This is a genomic window from Mesorhizobium sp. M8A.F.Ca.ET.202.01.1.1 (assembly GCF_004791595.1).
GTDB lineage: Bacteria > Pseudomonadota > Alphaproteobacteria > Rhizobiales > Rhizobiaceae > Mesorhizobium.
In genome coordinates this window covers 217,322-240,975 of the sequence record NZ_SRUN01000001.1, presented here as the reverse complement: position 1 = coordinate 240,975, position 23,654 = coordinate 217,322, and the positions used below count along the sequence as shown (strand labels likewise).

Annotated in this window: 29 protein-coding genes and 1 pseudogene; 26 read left to right on the top strand and 4 right to left on the bottom strand. The window is 59.5% G+C overall.

Annotation, left to right across the window (positions count from 1 at the left end; genetic code table 11):
* Position 1: 1 nt before the first annotated feature.
* Entirely contained in the window at positions 2-403 is a 402-nt protein-coding gene (locus tag EN845_RS01415; RefSeq protein WP_127869506.1) for a hypothetical protein, read from the bottom strand.
* 26 nt (positions 404-429) lie between these two features.
* Between EN845_RS01415 and EN845_RS01410 the strand changes: the two genes are divergently transcribed.
* The 5 genes from EN845_RS01410 to EN845_RS01390 all read left to right on the top strand — a co-directional run bounded on the left by EN845_RS01410 (position 430) and on the right by EN845_RS01390 (position 5,381).
* On the top strand, positions 430-750 hold the full coding sequence (locus tag EN845_RS01410) for a hypothetical protein (protein WP_127869505.1): 321 nt from the start codon (positions 430-432) through the stop codon (positions 748-750).
* 146 nt (positions 751-896) lie between these two features.
* The gene (locus tag EN845_RS01405; RefSeq protein ID WP_127869504.1) at positions 897-1,355 is read left to right on the top strand and encodes a hypothetical protein; all 459 of its coding nucleotides are present in this window, start codon (positions 897-899) and stop codon (positions 1,353-1,355) included.
* 248 nt (positions 1,356-1,603) lie between these two features.
* Positions 1,604-3,727: an AAA family ATPase gene (locus EN845_RS01400; protein WP_167531220.1), complete on the top strand. Its 2,124-nt coding sequence runs from the start codon at positions 1,604-1,606 to the stop codon at positions 3,725-3,727.
* A gap of 278 nt (positions 3,728-4,005) precedes the next feature.
* Entirely contained in the window at positions 4,006-4,953 is a 948-nt protein-coding gene (locus EN845_RS01395; RefSeq protein ID WP_127869502.1) for a hypothetical protein, read from the top strand.
* Complete coding sequence (locus tag EN845_RS01390) at positions 4,950-5,381, top strand: hypothetical protein (RefSeq protein ID WP_127869501.1); 432 nt, start codon at positions 4,950-4,952, stop codon at positions 5,379-5,381. The genes EN845_RS01395 and EN845_RS01390 overlap by 4 nt, the downstream gene beginning before the upstream one ends.
* A 266-nt stretch (positions 5,382-5,647) precedes the next feature.
* Here the strand turns inward: EN845_RS01390 and EN845_RS35265 are convergent, their stop codons facing one another.
* Positions 5,648-5,815, bottom strand: a complete 168-nt coding sequence (locus tag EN845_RS35265; RefSeq protein ID WP_167531221.1) for a hypothetical protein — start codon at positions 5,813-5,815, stop codon at positions 5,648-5,650.
* Here EN845_RS35265 and EN845_RS01385 point away from each other — a divergent pair.
* Positions 5,814-6,350, top strand: a complete 537-nt coding sequence (locus tag EN845_RS01385) for a hypothetical protein (protein WP_127869500.1) — start codon at positions 5,814-5,816, stop codon at positions 6,348-6,350. The genes EN845_RS35265 and EN845_RS01385 overlap by 2 nt on opposite strands.
* Here the strand turns inward: EN845_RS01385 and EN845_RS01380 are convergent.
* The gene (locus EN845_RS01380) at positions 6,347-6,583 is read right to left on the bottom strand and encodes a DUF2188 domain-containing protein (RefSeq protein WP_127869499.1); all 237 of its coding nucleotides are present in this window, start codon (positions 6,581-6,583) and stop codon (positions 6,347-6,349) included. The two genes, EN845_RS01385 and EN845_RS01380, sit on opposite strands and share 4 nt — an antisense overlap.
* A gap of 520 nt (positions 6,584-7,103) precedes the next feature.
* Here EN845_RS01380 and EN845_RS01370 point away from each other — a divergent pair.
* From EN845_RS01370 to EN845_RS01290, 17 genes and pseudogenes are all read left to right on the top strand, one after another.
* A complete protein-coding gene (locus EN845_RS01370; protein WP_245511612.1) occupies positions 7,104-7,436 on the top strand; it encodes a hypothetical protein in 333 nt (110 codons plus the stop codon).
* On the top strand, positions 7,402-9,306 hold the full coding sequence (locus EN845_RS01365; RefSeq protein WP_127869496.1) for a terminase large subunit: 1,905 nt from the start codon (positions 7,402-7,404) through the stop codon (positions 9,304-9,306). The genes EN845_RS01370 and EN845_RS01365 overlap by 35 nt, the downstream gene beginning before the upstream one ends.
* The gene (locus EN845_RS01360) at positions 9,306-10,595 is read left to right on the top strand and encodes a phage portal protein (RefSeq protein WP_127869495.1); all 1,290 of its coding nucleotides are present in this window, start codon (positions 9,306-9,308) and stop codon (positions 10,593-10,595) included. Before EN845_RS01365 ends, EN845_RS01360 begins: the two co-directional genes overlap by 1 nt.
* On the top strand, positions 10,592-11,218 hold the full coding sequence (locus EN845_RS01355) for an HK97 family phage prohead protease (RefSeq protein ID WP_127869494.1): 627 nt from the start codon (positions 10,592-10,594) through the stop codon (positions 11,216-11,218). The genes EN845_RS01360 and EN845_RS01355 overlap by 4 nt, the downstream gene beginning before the upstream one ends.
* A 133-nt stretch (positions 11,219-11,351) precedes the next feature.
* The gene (locus EN845_RS01350; protein WP_127869493.1) at positions 11,352-12,623 is read left to right on the top strand and encodes a phage major capsid protein; all 1,272 of its coding nucleotides are present in this window, start codon (positions 11,352-11,354) and stop codon (positions 12,621-12,623) included.
* 53 nt (positions 12,624-12,676) lie between these two features.
* Entirely contained in the window at positions 12,677-12,880 is a 204-nt protein-coding gene (locus tag EN845_RS01345) for a hypothetical protein (protein WP_127869492.1), read from the top strand.
* Positions 12,840-13,373 (top strand): phage head-tail connector protein, encoded by a 534-nt coding sequence (locus EN845_RS01340; RefSeq protein WP_127869491.1) that lies wholly within the window; start codon positions 12,840-12,842, stop codon positions 13,371-13,373. The genes EN845_RS01345 and EN845_RS01340 overlap by 41 nt, the downstream gene beginning before the upstream one ends.
* Before the next feature lie 28 nt (positions 13,374-13,401).
* Positions 13,402-13,809 (top strand): hypothetical protein, encoded by a 408-nt coding sequence (locus EN845_RS01335; RefSeq protein ID WP_127869490.1) that lies wholly within the window; start codon positions 13,402-13,404, stop codon positions 13,807-13,809.
* On the top strand, positions 13,809-14,012 hold the full coding sequence (locus EN845_RS01330; RefSeq protein ID WP_127869489.1) for a hypothetical protein: 204 nt from the start codon (positions 13,809-13,811) through the stop codon (positions 14,010-14,012). The genes EN845_RS01335 and EN845_RS01330 overlap by 1 nt, the downstream gene beginning before the upstream one ends.
* Positions 13,970-14,356 carry a head-tail adaptor protein gene (locus EN845_RS01325; protein WP_127869488.1) on the top strand — a complete coding sequence of 129 codons (387 nt, stop codon included), beginning with the start codon at positions 13,970-13,972 and terminating at the stop codon, positions 14,354-14,356. Before EN845_RS01330 ends, EN845_RS01325 begins: the two co-directional genes overlap by 43 nt.
* Positions 14,356-14,859, top strand: a complete 504-nt coding sequence (locus tag EN845_RS01320) for an HK97 gp10 family phage protein (protein WP_127869487.1) — start codon at positions 14,356-14,358, stop codon at positions 14,857-14,859. Before EN845_RS01325 ends, EN845_RS01320 begins: the two co-directional genes overlap by 1 nt.
* An 18-nt stretch (positions 14,860-14,877) precedes the next feature.
* Entirely contained in the window at positions 14,878-15,309 is a 432-nt protein-coding gene (locus EN845_RS01315; RefSeq protein ID WP_127869486.1) for a DUF3168 domain-containing protein, read from the top strand.
* A gap of 64 nt (positions 15,310-15,373) precedes the next feature.
* Positions 15,374-15,808 (top strand): phage tail tube protein, encoded by a 435-nt coding sequence (locus EN845_RS01310; protein WP_127869485.1) that lies wholly within the window; start codon positions 15,374-15,376, stop codon positions 15,806-15,808.
* Between the two features lie 4 nt (positions 15,809-15,812).
* A complete protein-coding gene (locus tag EN845_RS01305) occupies positions 15,813-16,169 on the top strand; it encodes a hypothetical protein (RefSeq protein WP_127869484.1) in 357 nt (118 codons plus the stop codon).
* 20 nt (positions 16,170-16,189) lie between these two features.
* A pseudogene (locus EN845_RS01300) lies at positions 16,190-16,366 on the top strand (phage tail assembly chaperone); the annotation flags it as partial.
* A 285-nt stretch (positions 16,367-16,651) separates the two neighbouring features.
* The gene (locus tag EN845_RS01295) at positions 16,652-18,931 is read left to right on the top strand and encodes a phage tail length tape measure family protein (protein ID WP_127869482.1); all 2,280 of its coding nucleotides are present in this window, start codon (positions 16,652-16,654) and stop codon (positions 18,929-18,931) included.
* Complete coding sequence (locus tag EN845_RS01290) at positions 18,928-19,536, top strand: hypothetical protein (RefSeq protein WP_127869481.1); 609 nt, start codon at positions 18,928-18,930, stop codon at positions 19,534-19,536. Before EN845_RS01295 ends, EN845_RS01290 begins: the two co-directional genes overlap by 4 nt.
* A gap of 35 nt (positions 19,537-19,571) precedes the next feature.
* Here the strand turns inward: EN845_RS01290 and EN845_RS01285 are convergent, their stop codons facing one another.
* Positions 19,572-19,853, bottom strand: coding sequence for a hypothetical protein (locus tag EN845_RS01285; RefSeq protein WP_127869480.1), 282 nt, complete (start codon positions 19,851-19,853; stop codon positions 19,572-19,574).
* A gap of 57 nt (positions 19,854-19,910) precedes the next feature.
* Between EN845_RS01285 and EN845_RS01280 the strand changes: the two genes are divergently transcribed.
* From EN845_RS01280 to EN845_RS01270, 3 genes are all read left to right on the top strand, one after another.
* Entirely contained in the window at positions 19,911-20,474 is a 564-nt protein-coding gene (locus tag EN845_RS01280) for a DUF2163 domain-containing protein (RefSeq protein WP_127869479.1), read from the top strand.
* 73 nt (positions 20,475-20,547) lie between these two features.
* The gene (locus EN845_RS01275) at positions 20,548-20,919 is read left to right on the top strand and encodes a hypothetical protein (RefSeq protein WP_127869478.1); all 372 of its coding nucleotides are present in this window, start codon (positions 20,548-20,550) and stop codon (positions 20,917-20,919) included.
* Positions 20,920-20,932: 13 nt separating this feature from the next.
* Complete coding sequence (locus tag EN845_RS01270; RefSeq protein ID WP_127869477.1) at positions 20,933-23,641, top strand: phage tail protein; 2,709 nt, start codon at positions 20,933-20,935, stop codon at positions 23,639-23,641.
* Positions 23,642-23,654 lie beyond the last annotated feature (13 nt).

Genomic DNA, 23,654 nt, shown 5'->3' with positions numbered 1-23,654 from the left:
GCTACCGCCGATAGAGGTAAGGGCGATACTGGCGCGCGATGAACTCCACCGGGGCAAGGCACACCGCGAGAAGGCGCTTGCGTTTCTGGCGGAAGCCGGCGACGGCCCTCTTGCTCAAGAGTTGCGAGCCGCAGTCTCGAAGCGAGGGCGACAACCGTTCGGCGCGAAGCATCGATGGTGGGAGATCGGCGTCGACAATGATGATCTTCGCGATATCGGCATGGGCTACGAGGAGCGTCGCATAGAGCTTGCCGCGCGCTACATGCTTGACGTGACGCAGATCGCCACTGCGCTTGGCAAATACGAGCGGGCCATTGAGGAAATCCGCGCCGCCGAGGGAAGTCCTCAGGGCTGATTTAAGCAAAGTAATCTTTATCGCGGTAAAGCGGTAAATGTCAGTCATCCTAAACAACCGAAATGGTGACTGACATGAGCAACCACGCCGATAGGGCGTTTTCGGAACGCTTGGCGCACTGGACGGCGCAGGGCTTTTCCGGCGCGGCCGTCTATCAGAAATTGGCCGCCGATCCCGACCTTCCCACCGCCTTCGACAGCAGGGAACTTGCTGGCATCCTTGGCATCACCGAACTGTCAGTGAAGAAGCAGCGGCACCGCGGCGGTGGCCCTTCCTACTACCGAACGACCTCAACAAAGGGCGTTCGGTACCCACGAGCGGAACTTTGCGAATGGCTAGGATCGCGCTTCGTCAGAGTGGCCAACGACAACCGCGGCGCAAGGGCGGCAGCATAAGCAGCACGCGAGCCGACTGAACTAGAAAAATCTGCCCCATAACACTATATTTAGTATTTGCTAGCGCACTGGTCGCTAGATAGTGTTCTCGTTAACCCTCCACATTTCCTATGAGACGCCCCGCGCTTCGCGGGCAGGAGATTCTTTTGCGCAAATTCACGCCGACATTCGATTTCGCCGCATATCGCGTAAAGACCATTGATGTTGATGTTACCAGTCCGGATGAGTTCTTCGCCTTCCGGGTAAAGGCCTCCCCGATCAGGGAGCCCGAAAAGGAGATCATCCTTGACTTCACAACCGACCTTGGTGGCCGAGGTAAGCGGTTTCGAAGCCTCGCTGCCGCCCTTGGAATCGAATTCGCCTTGATTCTTGAGGAGTACCCTGGCCGGGTGTTTGCGATGAAGAACTGCGGCAAGGAGCCCGACGACTTCGCGTCACTCGAGTACGCGTCCGCGTGTCTTCAATCCGACCGCCAGGCTTTCGCCGCAGCAAATGCATATGCCGCAGAATGCGCCGGGGAAGAAGAAGCCGACGCCGCTATGGCGCAGTATGTCGAGACCGGCATTGAAGCCTTTTCGCGCAAGGCTGCCCGCTGTGCAGCTTGAACCGCGTATCCGATCAATCAGGGCGACAGGAGAGACCCCGTCGCCGAAGGGGTTTGCGTGCATCGCCAGATTCGACGTCGAGCTTGGCGATGATGTGACATTGCACGGACTGCGCCTCGTGCGCACTCCGTCGGGCCGCCATGAGGTGTACCCACCCGACACACAGACAGGCGGTCGCTCAGCGTCGCTGGCACCCACGTTCCGCACCAACCTTGCCGCACTTGCCGCTGCCCACCTGGGAGACGTCCTTGGCGCCGATTCCGCGACTCATTCGTAAGACACCCACCCCAACAGAAATTCGACTACACCTCATTGATAACGGCTATCCGCCGATCCCGACAGATGGCAAGCGGCCACGGATATCAAACTGGTCAAAGATTGTTGCGACTCCCGCGTCGGTAGCTTCGTGGGAGCGTGGCTATGCCGACCATTTAAATACCGGAATTCTCACTGGCCGGGTTGTGGCGGTTGATGTCGACGCGCCGGATGAGGATGTCGCGGCGAGGCTGTCGGAATTGGTTCGCTCCGTGCCAGGTGGAGAGGATGCGCTATGCCGTGTGGGACGAGCGCCAAAGACACTCTATGTCTTTCGTGCGGAGGAGCCGCGGGAAAAGGCTTCAACGCCGGTTTACATCGCGAACGGTCATCGTTGCCAAGTTGAGGTGCTCGGATCCGGCCAGCAATTCGTTGCGTTCGGCCTGCACCCTGATACCGGAAGGCCATATGAGTGGATCGGCTCATCGCCGCTGGACGTAGCGTTTGAAGACCTGCCGCTGATCAGTCCGGCCGATCTGGACAGGCTTCTTATCAACGCGGAGAAGATTCTTTCCGAACTCGGGCAGCCGGAAAAACAGCCGAAGGCCGAGCGCCACCTGAACACTGGCGGAGAGACATTTTGGCAGCGCGTTAACGCGGCAGCATTAGATTCGCCGGAGCGGTGGGTCACGACACTCTTCCCGTCTGCTCGCCGAGAGGCTGGAACGGGCGCCTGGCGCGTGACGTCCCAAGAGTTGGGCCGTCCTCTGCAGGAAGACATCAGCATCCACCCTGATGGCATCCAAGACTTCGGGAAGGAGCAGGGTGAGACAGCCATCAACCTCGTAACTGAATATGGTGGCGCGTCCACAGCGAAGGATGCCGCGCTCTGGCTGTGCGAGCGGCTTGGGCTGGATCCGGAATCGATGGGGTGGAGCATCGCAGCGTCGACCTCCAGCGCGGACGATGATACTCAGGAAGAACGCGCCCGACCGAAAGCTGCAAACGACAACAAGCCGGCGGACGACCGTTGGTCGGGTATCATCTCAAGCGGCGATCTGGTCAGGGGCTTCAAACCGCCAGATTACGCGATCGAGGGCATAGCGCAGACGAGTTTCATCTATTCGCTTACTGCGATGACCGGCACGGGTAAGACTGGCGTGCTGCTGCTTCTGTGCGCGCACACGGCGCTCGGCTTGCCGCTGGCCGGCAGGGAAGTGCGCAAGGGCCGGGTGGTCTATTTCGCTGGCGAGAACCCGGATGACGTGACGATGAGGTGGATCGGGATGGCGCACCATTTCCCGTTCGATCCGGAGACGATCGACGTTCATTTCATCAAGGGCACGTTCTCGATACCGGCGATGTTCAGGAAAATCTCTGCCGAGGTTAAGCGCCTTGGCGGCGCTGACCTAATTGTCATCGACACGTCCGCCGCATACTTTCAGGGCTCCGAAGAGAACAGCAACACCGAGTTAGGCAAGCATGCGCGCGACCTGCGTACTCTCACTACGCTTGAGAGTTCGCCCTGTGTCCTGGTGGCGGCTCACCCGACCAAGAGTGCTGACCAGGCCAATCTGTTGCCGCGGGGCGGCGGTGCGTTCCTAAATGAGGTCGACGGCAACCTAGTGCTGATCAAATCAGATGGCGTTGTCAAACTGCACTGGCACGGGAAGTATCGCGGTGCCGATTTTGATCCGCTGCAGTTCGAATTGAAGACGGTCAATGCCCCGCAATTGAAAGACTCGAAAGGGCGGGACGTCCCGACCGTCATGGCGTCTGTTGTGACGTCCGGTGAGGCTCGGGCGCGCAGGGATACGGCTCGCCGCGACGAGGACGACCTGTTGCTGCTCATCGAACGGGACGGCAAACAATCGCTGCATGAAATGGCGGAGACGCTCGGGTGGTCTGATGCGAAGGGCAAGCCGCACAAGGCCCGCGCGGGGCGCGCAACGCATAAGCTCAAGGCGGCAAAGCTGGCCGAGTACAAAGAGCGCGTCGGCTGGAACCTGACAAAGGCAGGACTGGAGGCCGCCGTAGCGGTGCGTAGCGATCGTTTCAGAGAGAAGCAGGTGTCCGCGTTCGTCCGGAGAAACGCTGGTGACTACGATGAAAACTAGCCGTTCGCAAGCCGTTCTAGGGCGCGAACGAACCGATCGGTTCGATGTGAATTTTTCGGTCCGTTCGTTCGCGTTCGTTCGGATCGTTCGCGAGGCAGCAAAGACGGCGAATAGCTCAATGAAATCAATGCGTACGCTTAGAACGATTTTTGTACCAAAACAGATATAGGGGGAGTGTGGGTTTACCCACTCTCCCTACCGTTCGTTCGTTCAAGATTCCTAGGTAGCGAACGGCGAACGGTTCAGCCCCAAAGCTTCCCCGAAAATCAGGAATTCAGATGCACTCTGCAATCCGCGCCGGCCAAGTTAACGACGCCCTTTCGCATGACCCCTACGCCGCAGCAAACGATAACCTGTCGGAACTTGGCCCAAAGACCACCGCAATGCCAGCACCCGCCATCCTCGGCTGGCTCGCCTCCAACGACTATATCGGCGCTGACGAACGGGATGCTGGCGAGCACCTCATCAAACTTGCTTCGATCACGCGTTCGAGACTGACCAGCCCCATCGTGCGATACACGGCGCGATCCGCTGACGCCAAGTGGTGCCAAGTCGAGGTGCAGCGGCACACGGTGCGGCCGGCGCTCGAGGGTTGCATCAGCGCGATCCGGTACGAACCGCGTCGCAAGGCGACTGTGCAAGCCTTTGTGGTCGAGGAGACCAACGTCGATCTGGCTAACCCGCACCGTGTTGCGCAGGGCCTGGCGGACGTCGCCCGGCATCTGTGGGGCACCAAGAAGAGTGCAGCCACTCCGATCTTGGCTGCGAACGATAACGAGCCGGAGGAGGATGTAGCCGTAGCGCCGGTTCGCAAGTCAGACAATTTCCAACGCATGCATACTGCAGGCCAGTTGGACAAAGACGCCGAGACCAATGATGCGCTCCATGCTGCCGGTCTGCGCTACGCCAGTGACCATTATCTGGCAGGGCTGCAGCCGCTTGGTGCCATCGACTATTCCCGCGTTTCGGTCGACGGCGGATCCGGCGAAGGGATGGGCGAGCGTATGACCCAGGCGCGTGACCGCTATCGAAAAGCACGCGTACTGCTCGGCGCCCACTATGGGCCAATCGTTGATGCTGTGGTCGTCGATGGTAATTCACTTGGCGAAGCCGGATTGAAGATCAGCCATTACAAAGACCGCGGCAAAGCAATCGCGGCTGCCGGTGAGCGCCTCAACGGCGGTCTACGCCTGCTGGCTCAGCACTACGGGATATTGCGGCAATGAGGTCGCCCTACAGTTTCGATCATATCCGCCAGAAGGACGGCGAGCCACTCACAGAATGGTTCGTGCGCGTCGTTGAGTGGGCAATTGCCGAAAGCAAGGGCAGGGTTGGGCGCATTCGGTATGCCCTCCACGCCTTTGAGGGTCTGGCTCGTGATGAAGAGCGGGCCGCAGTCCAACGCGAGGCAGACGCCCGCCTAAAGCGTGAGACGGAACCGCTGCAGAAACGCATTGCTGAACTCGAGCACATGCTTCGCGGCACGGTTTCGAAGACAGACGCCGAAGCCATGTGGGTGGCAGCAGCCGAGGCGATGCGAAATAAGGCTGAGTTTTTCGCAATGGATCTTGGTGAGATACCAAATAGTTTGTCGGAAGCGATTGGCGCTCTGCCGCTTCCGAAATTGCGCTGGATTTCTACGACGCGCGGCTAGCTTCCCTCGTGCGCATGAGGCGCACGACATTTGCTACGATAGGTCAGGATCAAGTTTTGCGGGTGGCGGAAACGCCGCCCGTTTTCGTTTCGATGCGCCCAACTCTGTGGCGATCGACCCCGCGCAAGTGATTAGCGCGGGGAACAATCATTGCCGCTGGCGCCAATGGCGACGGCGGTACTCGCTTAGGCGTTAAGCGGCGCGGGCGTTGTATCCCGCATGACGTCCGGCGCGGTGCAAGGCCGCGGACAATTTATCTTGGCGGACTAGCCCTTGTCCTTTTTGGTCGGCTTCGGATCTGGCTTCGGACGTTCAGGCTTGCGAACTGACGCCTTTTCTGAGTTCCCTGATTTATTGCCTGTGAAGCCGCCGTCGCTTTTTTTACCAGTTTCTGTTTTTCTAGGTTGGAAGTAGAACTCATGGTGCATTTGCATGACGGATGATTCCCTTGCCCTGAAGCTTCGACCAGCTAGTGAAGACACTCTAACGGAACTGATCCGTCAAGCCGAAGCTCACTTGGATACACAGTTGACAGCGGCAATAGCCGCCGATCAGCGAGCTTATACGTTCGCAGGGTTGGCAGCCGCCTCGGGTATCGTCCTCATTGGCGGTGCTTACAATCTAGCGACGTCTTCTCAACCGAACATTCTACTTGCCAGTGTCGCTACGGCTGTTGCAGCAACACTGGTGGGCTGTGCGTGGAGCGCTGTTCACTCTGCAAGATCGATAGAATTTGGGTATTCTGGTAGCCAGCCATCCGATTGGGATGAGGACGTTGCTTGTTCGAAGCCGTGGGCACATTCACTCGCAGAGAAGTGCGAGCATTACAACGACTTGATCAATGCGAATCGCAGAGCGATGAACGCAAATAGTCAACTCTTTAACAGCGCAACGGAACTGGCTCTAAAGTCCCTGCTTCTTGGTGGTGTTGCATTCACCGCATGGTTGGTGAATGCCTTCACCTTCTAACCTTTGCTCTTCCTCGGATCGGCACCATAGGTGCGTTCTTCGCGAATTTTCCCGTCCGATTTGTGCAACACCGCCTGGCCCAGGCCGCCAGCATTTTGTGCTGCGTGCCCAGCCTTGATTGCCGCGGCTTCCGATCCCTTTTGGGTCTTATGATTAGAGATTGTCGTACCGCTTTGAGTAACCTTCCAACCGTCTTTGGTAGGAGAGGAATGGAATACGCTGCGCTTTGCCATGAAATAGTCTCCACAATAGAACGACCCAATTGTACCAGACACAGGCAGCGGCAAGAAATAGCCGATCAGCAGAAGCCACAGAATATCGCCGCCTCTATGCAACCGCTCAATGGCGCCGCCTACGCCTTGCCAAGCTCGCGCAGGATCCGCTCTGCGAATGGTGCCTTGAGCGCGAGGTAGTAGAGCCAGCGACAGAGGTGCACCACGCAGACGGTGGCCACAAAGGTGACGTCGAGAAGTTCTGGACGGGTCCATTCGTCAGCACGTGCAAGCCCTGCCACGCAAGCCGCGGGCAGCGCGAAGACCTAGGCCAGGAGGTGGTCCGGTTCGACCCGTCTGGCTGGCCCGTCTGACGGGGCAGGGGTGCCTCAGGCCTGGCGGCCATCGCCTCCTAGTAACCGGTGCATCCCCGTTCTGCACGCGTATGCAATTCAGAATATGACCCCTGCCTAGAGGACTTCATGCCATGGCGAGGCCGAGAAATCCCCTCGCCAAAGCCAAGGCTGAGGGTCGCGACAAGATGAACGCCGGCCGGTTTAAGAGCCGCGCCGAGCCGAAGGCAGCCGGGCCGCTTGGTACTCCACCGAAGTGGATCGCTGACACTGACGGCTGCAAGGCCAAATCCGCCTGGCTGATCTTTCAGAAAGAGCTGCCCTGGCTGAACCAGTCGCACCGAACGCTAGTCGGCATGGCGTCCAACATTCAGGGACGGATGATGGCGGGGCAGGAGGTTGGCGTGCAGGCCATGAACCTGCTTCGGCAAATGCTTGGGCAGATGGGCGCGACACCGGCTGACGCGACCAAGATTACGGTGCCCGATGACGAAGAAGAAAAGGACGACTTGCTCGACTGAAGTCGGCCCTGCACTCGATCGTGTGAATGCCTACGCCAATGCCGTCCTATCTGGCGCGATCGTTGCCGGTCCCCATGTCCGAAACGCCTGCCGGCGCCACCTTGATGACCTGGTCACCGGCGCTGCCCGTGGACTGTGGTTCGATGACGCCGCTGCGCTGAGGGTGTTCCGCTTCTTCGAGGAGCGCCTGAAGCTTTCGGAAGGTCAATTTGAGGGTAAGCCGTTCGCGCTGCACCCGTCGCAGGCCTTCAAACTTGGCTCGCTCTTCGGTTGGAAGCGGGCGGACGGCACCCGCCGCTTTAGGCGGGCGTATGTCGAGGAAGGCAAGGGCAATGGCAAATCGCCATTCGCTGGCGGGGTAGGACTCTATGGCCTGACGGCCGACGATGAAGCCGGCGCGCAGATCTATGCCGCCGCGGCAAAAAAAGAACAGGCAGCAATCCTGTTCCAAGACGCCGTGAAGATGGTGCGTGCTGCACCAGCATTGGCGCAGCGTTTAAAGTTCAGTGGCGGCATGGGGCGCGAGTTTAATATCGCGCACCATCGTTCCGGATCCTTCTTCCGTCCGATTTCAAAGGACAGCGGCAAGTCGGGCTCCGGACCGCGACCACATTTTGCTCTGGCCGACGAGGTCCACGAACACCCCGACCGCTCGACTATGGAGATGCTGGAACGCGGGTTTAAATTCCGACGCCAGCCGCTGCTTTTGATGATCACCAATTCCGGCAGCGATCGAAATACCGTTTGTTGGGAAGAGCACGAGCACGCTGTGCGAGTCGCGGCCGGCACCCGCGAGCCCGACGACGACTTCACCTACGTTGGTGAGGTGCTGGACGACAGCACGTTCGCGTATGTGTGCGCGCTGGACAAAGAGGACGATCCGCTCGAGGATCCGACGTGCTGGGTAAAGGCCAATCCACTTCTTGGCACGATCCTGACAACTGACTACCTGGCCGGCGTCGTGGCGCAAGCCAGGCAGATCCCTGGCAAGCTGAACGGTATCCTTCGTCTCCATTTCTGCCGTTGGACCGACGCTGATAAGGCGTGGATGCCGCGCGCGACCGTCGAAGCCGTCATGGAGGACTTCGATCCCGAAGAAGAGCACGCAGAGGCGCCGCTTTTCTTGGGTGCCGACCTCTCGGCGAGCAAAGACTTGACCGTGCTGGCGTGTGTTGTGCCGACTGGTCACAAGGACATGCAGCGAGACGATGGCACGGTCGTTAGCTTGCCGACGTTCGACGCTTGGGTGGAAGCCTGGACGCCAGGCGACACGCTGAAGGCGCGCGTACTGGCCGACAAACAGCCTTATGATTTGTGGGTGCAGGGCGGTTGGCTGAATGCACCGCCGGGTTCACGCATTCGGTTCGATTTCGTAGCCGCGCGTGTGCAGCAACTCGACCAGATTTTCGATATCCAGGCGATCGCTTACGACAAATACGCCTACGCCAAATTCCGCGAGGAAGTCGAAGCGCTTGGCGTAGAGGTTGAGCACATAGCGCACCCGCAAGGCGGCAAGGTTCGCGCCAGGCCAAGCGAAAACAAGGTGGAAGCCGCAAAGGCAGCAGGCGAGGCGCCTCCGCTGGGCTTGTGGATGCCCGGGTCCGTTTCTGCTCTGGAAGACATGATCATCGACGGCCGCATTCGGTTGCGGCGCAGTCCGGTGTTGATGACCGCGCTCATGGGCGCCGCATTTGATCGAGACCCGCAGGACAACCGTTGGTTCGTGAAGTCGAAGGCCTCGGTTCGCATTGATGCAGCCGTGGCTCTCTGCATCGCAATTGGCGCTGCCACTGACGGCGGGTCCACCGCATCGCAACCCACATCACCGTGGGATGATCCCGAATATTCACTCATGAAGGAGGCGGCTTGATGTGGCCATTTAGCCGCGAAAACCGAGCAGAATCGGTCATTAATGTCGCCGAAACACGCGATTCCATCGAAAACCAGAACATTCCGGTAAGTGCCGAAAATTTCTTGGCATATTTCGGCATCCAGTCGCTCAATCTGCCCGCCGTTACGATCGACAGCGCCCTGGCCGTACCGTCTGTGTGGGCCGCTGTGGCGTTTCTGTCGCGCACTCTGGCTGCATTGCCACTGCACGCTTACCGCGACACCAAGGACGGCCCGAAAGCCCTGACTGGTAAGCTACAGTCGGTTGTGCACGACGCGCCCAACCCGGAACAAGGGTCGTTCAAGTTTCGCCAATGGTTTTGGCAGCAGGTGTTTACCGGTGGGCGCGGCCTGGCGTGGATCGAGCGGGCGCCACAGGGCGTTGACGCGATTTGGCCGATGGATCCGACCAAGACTACGATCCAGAGGCGCGGCGGACGGGTATTTTACCAGTTCGGCGATGCCGCGCATCCGGTCAAGGAATACTCAGCCGAAGACGTCATCGACGTTCCATTCATGCTGTGGCATGATGGCTTGAGGCACTATGGGCCGATCACCATGGGGTCCAAGGCAATTCAGCTTGCCTTGGCCATGAATGATTACGGCTCGAATTTCTTTGCTGGCGGTGGCGTACCTCCGCTAGCGCTGACCGGCCCGCTGCCTGCTGGCAAAGACGCAATGCAGCGCGCTCAGGCCGACATCAAGCGGTCTGTCGACGCAGCGAAGAACGCAAACGAGGCGGTTTTCCCGATTCCGCCTGGCTACGAGCTTAAGCCGGTCGGCATCGACCCGGCAAAAGGGCAGATGATCGAAGCCCGTCGCTTTCAGGTGGAAGAGATTGCCCGCATCTACCAGTTGCCGAAGGTGTTTTTGCAAGACCTTATCGGGGCGACGTTCAGCAACACAGAACAGCAAAACCTGATGCTGGTGCAGCATCTAGTTGGCCAGTGGGCCGAGGCGCTTGAGGATGAATTGAACCTCAAGCTGTTCGGCCGCAACGGCGCCGGCGGGAAGTACGTTTCCCACAATTTGGATGGCATCCTTCGCGGTGATTTCGTCACACGCATGACCGGCTTGGCACAGGGCGTGCAGAACGGACTAATCACGCCGAACGAAGGCCGCGCACTGGACAATCGCCCGGCAATGCCGAACGGCGACGCATTGTACATCCAAGGCGCCACAGTTGCGCTTGGTAGCAATGTTGCCAAGTCTGTTGCGCCGCCTGCGAACGACAACAATGCTACAGACAGTGGGGCTGCTGCCGCATGACGAACGATATTGAACGGCGCGGCGGGCTGCTTGGTGTTGAAGCCCGCGCCGCGGACGGCAAACGCACCCTGGTAGGGTATGCCGCCGTGTGGAATTCAGACACGACTATTGGCGACTATTTCGTTGAGCGCATCGCGCCTGGCGCCTTCAGTAAGGCGATCGGCGGCGACATCCTAGCGTTATACGATCACGACATGGGCCGAGTTTTGGGGCGCACTCGCTCTAAGACGCTGCGCTTGTCTGAGGATGCCAAAGGTCTGGCCGTAGAAATCGACGTACCCGATACGAGCGACGGCAATGATCTTTGGACGCTTGTCGAGCGCGGCGATGTTTCAGGCATGTCATTCGCGTTCCGCGCAACGAAACAAGAGTGGGATGACACTCAAGAGCCTCCGCACCGCACCATTCTCGAGGCTGAGCTTTACGAAGTGACGGCCACGGCAAACCCGGCATATCCGGACACCACTTTGGCGGCGCGCTCGCTAGAGGCTGCGCGCGAAGAGGTCGAGCGCCACAAGAAAGACGCTGAAAAGCGGACTGCAGATGCTACCGCTGCAGCCAGGCGAGTTGCCGAAAGGCGCGCCTCCATGGAGCAAAAGATCCGAGGCATCCAAATCGCCTGACGGGCGATCGGGGACCGCTCTCGTAGTCACCCGGCTTAGTCCGGAGGGCGGCCCGTCCGCCAATTCAAACCACGACTGCCCACTAGCGCCGCTGAGGCCGCGCAAGGGCTTCCTTTTGCCAAAAGGCTAGACAATGACTCTCAGGGAAATGCAGGAAAAGCGCGGCCAACTGGTCACGCAGGCGCGCGAAGCGCTCAACGAAATCAAGAAGAACACCGACCAGGCCCGCGCCGCCGAGCTTGAAGCTCGCCACGACTCCGTCATGGCCGATTTTGACAAGGTCGAGAAGGATATCGAGCGCGAGCAGCGCATGTCCGCGGCCGAAGATCGCATCGCTCGCGCGGCCGAGGAAGAGCGCAAGGCCAAGCGCCCGACTGGCGGCGATACCGAGCAGCGTGGCCGGGCCGAAGGCGACAAGCCGGAATACCGCTCGGTGTTCTACAAGTTCCTCGCCAGTGGCGCCTCCCTCGACGCGCTCGACGCTGAGGAGCGCAACGTACTGCGCGAAGGCGTGCAGGACATTGAAAAGCGTATCCAGACCGCCGGCTCGAATTCGGCCGGCGGCTATACCGTTCCGGTCGAACTTCAGAACATGCTCGTCCGCGCGATGAAGGCGTGGGGCCCGATGTATGACGCCGCAATCGTGAGCGAGTTGAACACCACCGCCGGCAACGCGCTGCCGATCCCGACCACGGACGACACAGGCAGTACCGGTGTTGCTGGCACGGAGGGTGTTGCGCTGACCGACGACGGATCGGCCGACGCGGCGTTTGGCCAGAAGCAGCTCGAGGCATACGACTACAACACCAAGTTCGTGAAGTTCTCCTGGCAGCTGGCGCAGGACAGCATCTTCTCGGTCGAGGCGCTGCTCGGTGACCTGCTAGGCGAGCGCCTTGGCCGCCTTGCCAACGCACAGCTCACGACTGGCACCGGCACCAACGCCCCGAACGGCATTGTCACCGCCTCGACCCTTGGCAAGACGGCTGCGTCGGCCACTGCAATCGCCTCGGACGAACTGATTGACCTGCTGCACTCGGTAGACCCGGCTTACCGCCAGTCGCCGAAAGTGGGATGGATGTTCAACGACAAGACTCTGGCGGCCATCCGCAAGCTGAAGGACGGTCAGGGCAACTACCTCTGGCAGATGGGCGACATTACCAAGGGTCAGCCGGCAGCGCTGCTGGACCATAAATATAACATCAACCAGGCCGTGGCCGATATTGCCACTGGCGCCAAGGCTGTGATCTTCGGTGACCTCGGCAAATACTGGGTGCGCAAGGTGGGAAGCCCTGTAATTGGGGTACTCCGAGAAAGATTCTGGCCCGACTTGGGGATCGCCGGCTTGATCCGTTTCGACGGAGAGTTGCTCGACGCGGCCGCGGTCAAGCACCTGAAGTTGGCCTAATCTGGAACAGCGGGCCGGCTAATGGCTGGCCCGCCTCCTTTTTTGGAGGCGACATGCTTTTGAAGATGCTTACCGGCCTTTCGGGGCCACTGTTCAGTCTGGCGCCCGGCGATGAGTATGATTTTGAAGACGCCGAGGCAGAGCGCCTTAAGGCTGCAGAGTTCGCTGTTGACGCCGACCCCAAGGAACCGGTCAAGGGCAAGAAGGGTAGGGGCGATGTGGTATCCAGCAACGGTGACGACGCCGGCAACGGCTGAGCCGGTAACGCTTGCCGAAGCCAAGCGGCATGTGAATGCCACCGAGTTTGCCGACGACGACACCTGCCTGACCGATCTTATCGCGATGGCGAGAAGCCACGTCGAGAAGTACTGCAACGCGACGTTCGCGACGCAAACGGTAACAGCCAGAGCCACTGGCTGGTGTGATTTCGATCACCTGTCGTTCGGTCCGGTACAGAGCATTACGTCGATCGCCTACGTCGACAGCAGCGGCGATCCGCAAACGCTTGACGACACTGTCTACGAACACCGCGGCGACGCCATTGTGGTGAAGTATGGGCAGACCTGGCCGTCTATCCAGCCGCGCTCGCTGATTACCCTTACGGCGGTGATTGGCACAGAAAATGTGCCGCCTGCTGTTAAGCACGCGATGCTTATCCGCTTGGCCGATCTCTACGAAACTCGCGAGACGGCTGACGAGTCCGGCTGGACGACGTTCGACTCGCTACTCAGCAACCACCGATATTACTAACCGCGGCTAGGCCGCCAAGGAGGCCGCATTGACGGCACTAGTTATCACGGCAGCCAATGTCGCTGCCGGCGCTAATTCCACGCGCGAAAACGGCACCGCCGGCGCTTCAATCACTGCGGGCCAGGTCGTGTACAAAGCCGCGGACGGCACGTACAAGCTTGCCGACACCAACGACGCCTCGGCGGTTGTGCGCAAGCCTCGCGGCATTGCGCTGCACGCGGCGTCTGCTGGCCAGCCGCTTGCCGTACATCTGAGTGGCCCAATTACGATCGGCGCTACCGTGACGCCTGGCGTCGCGTACTATCTCGGCGGCACGCCCGGCGCGATTGTTCCCGTTGCCGACCTTACGACCGGCGACCACCCTGCCTTGCTCGGCCTGGCCGCAAGCACCACCGTCATTAATATCGACATTCAGGCGCCCGACGCGGCTCTGTAATGTGGGTGCGGTTTGTCGCTGATTACGAGTATCGGCAGCCCAATTTCAGCATCGACTACAAGGTCGGCATGGAGTGCAACGTGACGCGCAAATGCGCCGCGTTGGCCATTGCCGCGGGCAAGGCCGAGCAGATTAGCAAGAGCCGTGAGGAGCCGACCGAATGGTTGCCAGAAAAGGTGCAGGCGCGCTTAACTGCCGTGTGACATTCCAGCGGCGTGATGTGGTGCAGGATGAATACGGCAACGACGTCACAGGCGAATTTGTCGACGTGTTCTCGATATCGGCGCGGCTTGCACCGCAGTTCAATGGTCGGCTTAGCGTTGAAGGCGTCACAGCAGCCCGTCTAGCGGCCTTGCAGCCGCATAACCTTACGGTGCGCAGTTGTGCCGACACACGCGCCGTGCGTGCTGACTGGCGCGTCTATGACGCACGCAAGGGCAAGATTGATGGCAAGCCTCTGCGGTCCTGGAATATCAAGACCATCGTCAACCCGGATGAGCGCGGCCAGTATATTGAAATGCTCGTTGTTGAAGGCGAGGCCAGCTAATGGCAATGAAGGCCACCATCATCGGCCGCGAGGCTCTGCAGCGTCGACTAGACGAACTTGTGCCCGAAGCATCAGCAGCTGCAGCGAAAGCCAAGCTTGAGGTTGCTCGAGAAGCCGCCAATCGCATTGCGGCACGCGCACCGGTTGGCGCTACTGGAGTTCTAAAGGACAGCATCATCGGCGCGCGCCAGGCTGACATGCCAGGAGCAAAAGCGATCGGGAACAATCCCTCCAAGGATCCTGATGCGACGGGTGTGTATGCCGACTTCACATGGAAATTCGTAGAGCACGGCACGGCGCCACACAAGATAACCGGACGCAACGGCAAAAACCTTGTGTTTACCGCCAGCGACGGCACGCGCGTTTCTACGCCGTCAATCAACCATCCCGGCTCACCCGCGCAACCTTTCGTCTTCTACACATGGAAGGCGTACCGCAAAGCGGCCAAGGCAAAGATAGCGCGCGCCATAAGCAGGGCGGTCAAGGCATCAATGGGGAAGTAAAACCCATAAGGAGCGAATATGGCCGCACCGGCACATGAACTTGTCGGCGTCGCCACGGCCCGCCTTAAAGCATTTCCGGCGCTAACCGCGTTGGTTCCGGCGAGCAAGATTTTCTATCGGCCGCCCGCGTCTTTCACGCCGCCATATGTGACGGTAGATGACGTGTCGACTCGCCGTGACGACATCCAGTGCGTTACGGGAATAATCGCCAGCCTGACAATCCATGTCTGGACTGACGATAGCAATCCGCTGCCAGGCGGCGGTGGTGCGCTACAGGACGCAAGGGCGATAGCGTGGGAAGTCGCCAACGCATTGCATCACTATCCGTTGGCGCTTCCCAATAACCGGCTGGTAACGCTCGCGCATACCGGCGAGCGGGTATTCTACGACGCTGATGGCACAACTGGCCATGCAGTCGTGGATTTCGAGGCGGAAATCGAAGCCGCATAGCGCGACACAGCAACCAAACTCAACAACTGCCCGCTTGGCGGGCTTTATCTTTATGGAGCCTACCATGGCAGTTACTCCCGGCCAGCAGACTGGTCGTCTTTTGCTCATCCAGATCGGCGACGGCGGCGGTCCCGAGACTTTTACGAATCTCTGCGGTCTTATGACCCGCAGTTTCAACCTGTCGGCCAACGATGTCGACACGACTGTCGTTGATTGCGATAATCCTGGAAACACGCCTCAGAAGACTGGCGTTCCCGGCATCCTGAATCGCACCTTCACCGGTTCTGGCAAGTACGTTGCTGGTGCCAATCAGACGGCGTTCATGGCCTACGTGGTTGCTGGCTCGACATTCAATGCCAAGGTCATTGTGCCTGGCCTCGGCACATTTACTGGCCCTTGGTACGTTACCAATTTTGAGCTGGGCGGGGATGTTGAAGGGACTATGACCTTCAACGCAACCTTCAACGCGGGCGGCGCACTGTCGTTTGTTGCGGAGTAATTGAATGACTACAGAGGAGAAGCCGTTTCCGTTGGAAGTCAACGGTGCGCGCGGCGAGGTACCGCTCTGGGTCGGCAATACGCCACTTGCTATTGCCGCCACTATGGCTGGCCTGGCTGCCGTCTCGACGCGGCTTGAGTGCAAGTCGCTGAACGATTTGTTTCAGCGACTCTCTGGCGTTGAGGCCGCGGCTACCATGGCCGCCATCGATCTGCTTACCGTCCGCGGTGACAGGGGTGCGGCCATTGATGCGCTTAAGCTTAAGCACTTCAAGGCGTGCTCGGATGCGTTCGCGCTCGCGCTGTCGCACCACTTCGATGGTGAGCAAAAAAACGACCAAGCCGCGTCGGCAGCGGGGTAGAAAAGCCGTTCCCTTGGCGAAATTGGATGAAGGGCGCATTTGGCGCCCTTCAGTGGACACCGGAGACCTTTTGGCGCTCGACGCTCACCGAGTACATGCTAGCGATTGACGGCTTTAACGAGCTTAACGACGGCGGCAAAAGGGACAATGGTCCGAGCGACGACGATTTGGCGACGCTATTGGCCAAATATGGTTGAGCCTAAAGATACGGGCGTGCCGCCTCGGCGAATTGCTTGTCGTGATCTGCGCAATTCTGGACGTATTCAGCAGTGCTGTGCTCGGTAAGAGGCGCATTCGCCGGCTCATAGCCTGCCTTGAAGGCACGTAGGTCGCTTAGGCGACCGGCGCAATAGGCTGCGTCGTAGGGGGCGGCCGGTGGCTCATTTGCGCCTGCGTAGATCGCCGCAACCGCAACTGCCGCGCCCGCAAGTATCCCGATTTGCCATTTCCACATAACTGTCCCGTGTCAAGAAGGTTTCTAGATGACCGATAGAACCGACGACCTTCTTATTAGTGTAAGTACCGATCTTTCTACCATCAAGAGGCAGTTAAAGCAACTCGGCCAAGATGTGGGCCAGGCAACCTCTGGAGTGCAGAGGCAATTCGATGCCATGGGTAAAGGCATCGATGCGTCGATGACGCCAATTCAGAAGCGCATCAACGCCATGGTTGGCCTGCCTGTCGGGCCAAGGCTTAAGGAATGGCAGGGCGCACTCTCTGGCGTTGAGGGCGGTTCAAAGATTACCGCTAACCAGCTTTTGAACCTGTCGCGACAAGGCAACGACGTCATCACGATGTTCGCGCTTGGCGCCAAGCCGATGCAGATTTTCGCATCGCAGGCCGGTCAAATTTTCGACGCACTGCAAAGCGGACCTGCTGGTGTCATGGGGTCGATCAAGGCCCTTGGCGAAGGCGCCATTGGTCTTGCCACCAAGTTCCCGCTGGTTACCGCTGCGGTTGCGGCGGCAGGCGTTGCATTCATCGCGTATGAGGCTGTCGGCGGATCGAACCTCAAGACTCTTGACGAGATCACCAAGACGCACGAGGGCAACATCAAGTTGCTTGGCGATGCGTGGGATGAGGCGTCCGCCAAGAAGAAGAATTACGCCGCGCTGTCGGTGAATTCCGTTGTCGCGCTGAACGAAAAGGACGTCCAGAACGCAAAAGATCTGCTTTCCGCGCAGATCAAAGGCATTTTGGATCAACTTTACAAGACGATCGGCGCGGGCGGCGGCAACCAGTTCGCGCTTTCCAAGTCGCTTATATCGACGTTTGAGCCGTTCAGGCAGGCGATTGAAGACCTGGCGCGCACCAGCGACGTCAAGACGTTCATCAGCCAGATTGACCAGATCGCCGAGGTGAATCCTAAGCTTTCGTCAACGCGCGATGAGCTTAAGGCGTTGGCGTTGGAGGCGGCCAACACGGCGGCTGCGATTCCGGGGTTGAGCCAGCCTGTCGATGAGATGGGCGACACGATTGACAAGTTCAATCGCGCGATGGCCTCGGTGACGTCTGAGCCGCTGCAAAAGACGCTGCAGGACATCTTCAACGACGCCAAAGACGGCAAGTCGAGTATTGATGAAATCAATGCAGCCATTGCTGCGCTTGAGCAGGCAAATCCTAGTTTTGCTGGCATACTTCAGGGCTTGCGCAATATCGCCATTGAGGCGCGCGGCGCATCGCAGGCTGTAGCCGACGCCTACGCTAAGGCGGCCGGCAGTTCTCCGAATGGCCGCGTTTACAATCCGCTCGGCGCACAGGTCGACGACGCGATCGCGCGCGGCGCGAATATCATTCCGACGCCTGCACCAAATCGCGAAGACCTCGGCGCCGAATACGACAAGGCGGTTGCGGCGGCACAGCGCAAAGCCGACGCAGCAGCCAGGCGAGCCAACAGGGCGCAGCCAAAGACTGCCGACGATCGCTTTGCAGAGGACTTGCAGTCGATCCGCGACCGCACTGCAGCGCTGACTGAGGAGTATAATTCGCTCGGCCTGTCGTATGAGGCGCAAACCAAGCGCAAGACGGCACTCGACCTCGAGCAGCAAGCATTGAAACAGGTCCGCGAGGAGGCCCGCAAGAAGGGCGACACGGACTGGCAGAACGCGCAGCTCACGCCTGACCAAATTGCCAAGATCGACGCCGTTTCCGAAGCCTACGCTCGGCAAGCTGACGAATTGCGCAAAGCGCAAGAAATGTACGACCTGCAGAAGGACGTCATCAAGGGCGCGTTTGACGATCTGCGTTCGGCGCTGGACGACGGCAAGCTGGATTGGCAGGACTTCGGCAAGATCGCCGAAGGCGTTCTCGATAAGATCATTGACAAGATCGAGAATGATTTGGTCGACGCCATCATGCAGGCTTCGTCCAGCGGCGGCGTCGGCGGCGGTTGGCTAGGCAGCATCTTGGGCGCCGTTACCGGCGGCGGAGGCGGTAGCGACCCTGGCATCATCGGAGCACTTGGCCTGCGCGCCAATGGCGGCCCGGTTACGGCTGGCCAGCCTTATATTGTTGGCGAGAAGAGGGCCGAACTGTTCATCCCAAACACCAACGGGATGATCCTACCGCAGGTGCCCAGCATCCAGTCGGGCGGCGGATCCTCGCAGTCCAACGTCATCACCTTCGCCCCAACCATCCAAATGCAGGGCGGCGGCAAGGATGCTGGCGAGCAGGTGACTGCGGCGCTTAAGAAGTTCGAGAAAGAGTTCACGCCGCGCGTCGTCAAGTCGCTGCGTGAGGCAAAAACAAGGGGGATGGCGTGACAATCAACCTACCTGCCGTCCCCTTTATGCCCGCCTACCCGCAACTTATGGAGTCGGTCTCGGTATCCCGCAGCGGCACGCGCGCAATGTCGTTTGTCGAGTATGCAGATGCGTACTGGACAATCCAAATGAAGACCGTGCCGCTAAAGCCGGCACAGCGTCTTGTGGTGGAGGCGTTCAAGGACGCGTGCCGCGGCGGTCTAACCACGATCACCTACACGCCGCAGCACATGTGCGTTCCGCAAGCCTATTGGGGCGACTCCGGCAACGCTGCTCTATCGAACTCTGGGAACTTGGTTTCCATTACGGGCAACAGCCTGGTTATCAACAGCGTCGACAACGGCCTGACGCTCGGTCCTGGCGACCTGATTTCGGCAACTACTGGCAGCTACAATTCGTTGTTTCGGGTGCAGACCGGCGCCACGGCTGCGGCCAACACCATGACGATTACGGTTGAGCCTACCGTGCCTGCATACATTACCGCGGGCGCCGTTATCACGTTCAAGAATCCGATTGCCAACATGCGCGTAATGCCTGGCTCGTTTTCGATCGGCGACGACTTCTTTTCGTCGGCATCGTTCACGCTTGTGGAAATTCCGAAATGAGCGCGCTTTCTACGTTGAACGCAAACCTTGGAACTTCAGTTGCCGGTGTCCTGCGGGTGTCTGATGGAAGCCATAATCTTGGTCACTTGCGCGCAGGCCGCCTCTTTTACGTAGGTTTCTGTCGCCTCATTGGCCTTTGCAAAATTGGTTCTGCCAGAAATTGACGTGACGGCTGCCTCCTCAAAGGCCCGCGCCCGACGCCGGAATTCAACCGGGTCCGCCGAATAGCAAATCTCTCCTATTGCGAGCCTCAGCAACTCGAGCAGCGCCAAGTTGGCAGCGATGTCATCTGCCCTGTCTCGTTCCGTGTATTCCACCTGTGGCTCCTGCTGTTTTTCGTTTCCGGCACGCTACCCTATTCGGAATTTAAATCCATGACCTTCCCAACGCGCCTACAGGACGTTCTAACGGACGGTCGGGCAATCATCCGCTCGGGCATCAAGATTGTCTGCACGACCGGCACCTACGGCTTCTGGAACGGCAAGGGCGACATCACCATTGATGGCCAACTCTACTGGCCCAATGCGCTCATTACCGTTTCGGAGCCGATCTACGGCCTCGGCACCGCGGCGTCGGCATTCACGGTCGACCTCGTCGCCCAGCGCGATTCCGGCCTTACGCCCGACAAGCTCCTGCTTATCGAGGCAGAGGGCTACAAGGACGCACCGGTAACGGTTTATGATTTCTACTTCGATCCGGACGACCGCTCGTTCCTTTACGCCCAGCCTGGCGCTTATGGCTTCATCGATACCGTCGATCACTCGCGCGATAGCGGCGAGTCGAAGCTGATTGCCAATGTGCGGTCAGGCGCGATTGCCAACCACCGCGACGGCTACAGGACGGCCAGCCATGAGGACCAGCAATTGGTTTTGGCTGGCGATATGTTCTTTCAGTACGCGTCCAAGGTGAAGCACGAGACGTTCGACATCACGTTCTAGGCGCGCCGCACGCTAAAGGAATCTCATGCTTACCCTAACCCGGTTGCCCGATTGGGACCGGCGCCTTGCGCGCATGGTCAATGAACACAATAAGACGCCAGGAGAGTGGGGCACATCGGACTGCCTGCTTACCGTCATGGACGCCGTTGTCGCAGTCACCGGATTTGACCCCGCGGATGACATTCGCGGCGGCAAATATAGCACCCCTGCGGGCGCGACGAAGATACTTCTGAAACGCGGCTTTGCCGATGTCGAGGCGGCGCTAGCAAGCCTATTCCCGCCAGTTGCTACGCTTATGGCGCAGCGTGGCGACGTTGGCGTCGTTGAACGCGATGGCGTGCTTTCCTGTGGCTTTGTCTGCGATCGCGGCTTTGCTGTGAAAGACGAGCGCGGGCTGTCGTTCATTCCCCAAACTGAAATCAAGTCGGCATTCAAGGTCGGCTAAAGGCGGGTAACGAATGGGATTCCTAGTCCCTATTTTCTCGACCATCCTTGGGGCGGTCGGGCTGGGTGGCGTTGCGTCATGGCTTGGCGGTTCGACTATCCTGGCGGGCCTGGCTCGCTTCGGCCTCGGACTGGCCGCCAAATATCTTCTTGGCAACCTCCTGCAACCGAAGGCGCAGGCACAGACGTCACAGCTTGAGACCGCTTACGGCGAAGACCTTTCGCGCTCGGTCGCCATGGGCAAGGTCGGCACTGCTGGCCACCTCATCTATCGGAACGCTTATGGCTCCGGCAATCGCTCGGTGCAGGACGTATACATCCTGTCCAACTTTCGTATAGGCGGCGTTACTCGCGTTCGTTACAACGGCGTGTGGGCGACCCTCGGCGGCACAGTGGACGCGACGCGCGGCTACCGCATTCAGGGCATTGACTCGGAAATTTGGGTCAAGGTCTACACCGGCACGATGACGCAGACGGCCGACGCCGGCCTTATTGCGAATTCCAACCCTGCGGGACGCTGGACGTCTGCCCACAAGGGCGCAGGCATCGCTTATGCCGTCGTTACGCAATACCTCAACCGCGAACACCTGACGCAGCCGTGGCAGGCGTTCTTTGAGGTGCAGGGCGCGCCGCTCTATGACTGGCGCAAGGATAGCACGGTCGGCGGCTCGGGTAGCCATCGCTGGTCCGATCAGACCACATGGGAGTTTACCGAAAACCCCATTCTGATGGCCTATGCGCTCGAGCGCGGGATATTCAACGGCACAGAAATGATGGTCGGCAAGGGCGCGAAGGCGTCCAGCCTGCCTTTGGCAAACTGGACCATTGCGGCCAACATCTGCGACGAGGTCGTTGGCGCCGGCACGCGCTATTCTGCGGGCTTGATTCCGGCAGCTGGTTCCGGCGTGACGCATGACCAGAACATGCAGCCGTTGCTTGAAGCATGTGCCGCGACGTGGGTTGAAGATGCTACTGGCGAGTACCCGATAGTTGGCGCCGCGCAATCGCTGGTGTTGACGTTCACCGACGACGACATCATGGTCGATGAGCCTTTCCGTTTTTCGGTCAAACGCACGAAATCGGAACTGATCAACACTCTTGCCGGCACCTATTTCGAGCCATCCAACTTCTACGAGCAAACACCGTTCACACCACGCATCGATGCATCGGCTCTGGCCGAGGACGGCGAGCGCCTAGCTGTGTCGGTGCCGTATAGCGCGGTAAACCGTTCAGAGGTTGCTGACCGGCTTGCGGACATCGCCTTCAAGGCGAGCCGCTACCAGGCCAATGGCGAGATCTGCATCCATCCGCGCTTCCTGGCGGATGCGCAAGTCGGGCGCTGGGTGCAGTGGACGAGCGCCGCGTATGGCACGCGCACTTTCCAAATCATGGAAAAGCGCCTTGGACCGTTTGGCGATAAGGCCACCCGCAATATCTATTTAACGTTGCAGGAAGTCAGTACGGGCATTTTCGATGGCACGGCCTACGTGACCGTGCCCGTCGTTACAGTCGATCCTGGCAATCCCAATTATGCAAATGCGGCATCCAACTTTGCGGCCATTGGCGTTCAAATCAAGGTTGCTGACGGATCCACGCAACGCAAGGCTGCCATCCGGTTCTCTTGGGATGCATTCACCGACATCACCGTTAGTGCGGTCGACGTCGAATACCGACCGCAGGCCGTTGGCGTCACTGTGTCTATACCGGGCGGCGTCATCACTTGGCCGAACCACGGCCTTGCCGCAAATGACCTGTTCTATCTCGCCACAACGGGCGCGCTGCCGACCGGCTTGACGCCTGACAGCCCGCTCTATGTCAAGACTGTTCTGACGGCGGGTACGTTCACGGCGTCGTTGACGCCAGGCGGCGCGGCCATCGTCACTAGCGGCACGCAGTCGGGCATCCACAGCGGCTACGTCAACAGCATCGTCAAGCGGGCAGAAATGCCCGTACAGGTGCTTACCGTCTCTGAAGGCGTATTGCCCAGCAAGACATACGAGTACCGGCACAGGATCATCACCAGCCCGCCGCGCACGACGTTCTTTACGGCGTGGGCGCAGGTATCGACGCCCACTGACGTGTTTGACGTGTCCGTGGGCCTCGCGCAGCAGCAGTCCGACGTCATAGCGTTCCTGACCAGCCTGTCGGCTGGCCTGCAGGATGCGCGTGACAAGCTTTCGCAGTTGGCCGCGGCAGCGGTTGAGTCTGCCGGACGCCAGGTTGAGGACAACTCGGTCTCGCGCCGGCTCCGCGATGCAAGTGCCGCAGCGTTTACCGAACTCGAGGCATCGATAACGGATATCGATGGGCAACTCACAGCGCAGGCCGCAGCCATTACAGGCGTCCAAGCGTCAGTAGGCACAGTGTCGGCCAACGGCCTATTCCAGATCGTGGCGACTGCCGGGACTGGAGATGTCGTGTCGCGGATGACGGCGCAGGTTCGTGCCACAACGGGCAGCGCTTGGGTTGACGCTGGATGGGTGATTGAGGCGGGCTTTACCGGAGGTAATCCGGCATTGCCGTTCTCGAATTTCATCGTCAAGGCAAGCCAGTTCGTGGTTACGGACGGCACCAATACGGGAACGCCGCTCACGTTCTCTGGCGGGACGCTGAAGTCGTTGGTGGCCAATATCGGCACGGTGACTGCTGGCCTTCTGCAGAGCGCGGATGGATCGGTGAAACTCGACCTGAACAACGGCTTCTTTTCGATCGCGGTGCCGTAGCAAAAAAGCCGGA

Bases quoted from the DNA above. Each gene is read 5' to 3' on its own strand.
- EN845_RS01370 (WP_245511612.1), top strand. From the start codon at position 7,104: ATGAACGCCGGCCGGTTTAAGAGCCGCGCCGAGCCGAAGGCAGCCGGG.
- EN845_RS35265 (WP_167531221.1), bottom strand. From the start codon at position 5,815: ATGCAAATGCACCATGAGTTCTACTTCCAACCTAGAAAAACAGAAACT.
- EN845_RS01355 (WP_127869494.1), top strand. From the start codon at position 10,592: ATGACGAACGATATTGAACGGCGCGGCGGGCTGCTTGGTGTTGAAGCC.
- EN845_RS01325 (WP_127869488.1), top strand. From the start codon at position 13,970: ATGGTTGCCAGAAAAGGTGCAGGCGCGCTTAACTGCCGTGTGACATTC.
- EN845_RS01350 (WP_127869493.1), top strand. From the start codon at position 11,352: ATGACTCTCAGGGAAATGCAGGAAAAGCGCGGCCAACTGGTCACGCAG.
- EN845_RS01385 (WP_127869500.1), top strand. From the start codon at position 5,814: ATGACGGATGATTCCCTTGCCCTGAAGCTTCGACCAGCTAGTGAAGAC.
- EN845_RS01410 (WP_127869505.1), top strand. From the start codon at position 430: ATGAGCAACCACGCCGATAGGGCGTTTTCGGAACGCTTGGCGCACTGG.
- EN845_RS01305 (WP_127869484.1), top strand. From the start codon at position 15,813: ATGACTACAGAGGAGAAGCCGTTTCCGTTGGAAGTCAACGGTGCGCGC.
- EN845_RS01360 (WP_127869495.1), top strand. From the start codon at position 9,306: ATGTGGCCATTTAGCCGCGAAAACCGAGCAGAATCGGTCATTAATGTC.
- EN845_RS01415 (WP_127869506.1), bottom strand. From the start codon at position 403: ATGACTGACATTTACCGCTTTACCGCGATAAAGATTACTTTGCTTAAA.
- EN845_RS01330 (WP_127869489.1), top strand. From the start codon at position 13,809: ATGTGGGTGCGGTTTGTCGCTGATTACGAGTATCGGCAGCCCAATTTC.
- EN845_RS01280 (WP_127869479.1), top strand. From the start codon at position 19,911: ATGACCTTCCCAACGCGCCTACAGGACGTTCTAACGGACGGTCGGGCA.
- EN845_RS01270 (WP_127869477.1), top strand. From the start codon at position 20,933: ATGGGATTCCTAGTCCCTATTTTCTCGACCATCCTTGGGGCGGTCGGG.
- EN845_RS01310 (WP_127869485.1), top strand. From the start codon at position 15,374: ATGGCAGTTACTCCCGGCCAGCAGACTGGTCGTCTTTTGCTCATCCAG.
- EN845_RS01345 (WP_127869492.1), top strand. From the start codon at position 12,677: ATGCTTTTGAAGATGCTTACCGGCCTTTCGGGGCCACTGTTCAGTCTG.
- EN845_RS01275 (WP_127869478.1), top strand. From the start codon at position 20,548: ATGGTCAATGAACACAATAAGACGCCAGGAGAGTGGGGCACATCGGAC.
- EN845_RS01295 (WP_127869482.1), top strand. From the start codon at position 16,652: ATGACCGATAGAACCGACGACCTTCTTATTAGTGTAAGTACCGATCTT.
- EN845_RS01340 (WP_127869491.1), top strand. From the start codon at position 12,840: ATGTGGTATCCAGCAACGGTGACGACGCCGGCAACGGCTGAGCCGGTA.
- EN845_RS01390 (WP_127869501.1), top strand. From the start codon at position 4,950: ATGAGGTCGCCCTACAGTTTCGATCATATCCGCCAGAAGGACGGCGAG.
- EN845_RS01315 (WP_127869486.1), top strand. From the start codon at position 14,878: ATGGCCGCACCGGCACATGAACTTGTCGGCGTCGCCACGGCCCGCCTT.
- EN845_RS01320 (WP_127869487.1), top strand. From the start codon at position 14,356: ATGGCAATGAAGGCCACCATCATCGGCCGCGAGGCTCTGCAGCGTCGA.
- EN845_RS01380 (WP_127869499.1), bottom strand. From the start codon at position 6,583: ATGGCAAAGCGCAGCGTATTCCATTCCTCTCCTACCAAAGACGGTTGG.
- EN845_RS01395 (WP_127869502.1), top strand. From the start codon at position 4,006: ATGCACTCTGCAATCCGCGCCGGCCAAGTTAACGACGCCCTTTCGCAT.
- EN845_RS01365 (WP_127869496.1), top strand. From the start codon at position 7,402: ATGACGAAGAAGAAAAGGACGACTTGCTCGACTGAAGTCGGCCCTGCA.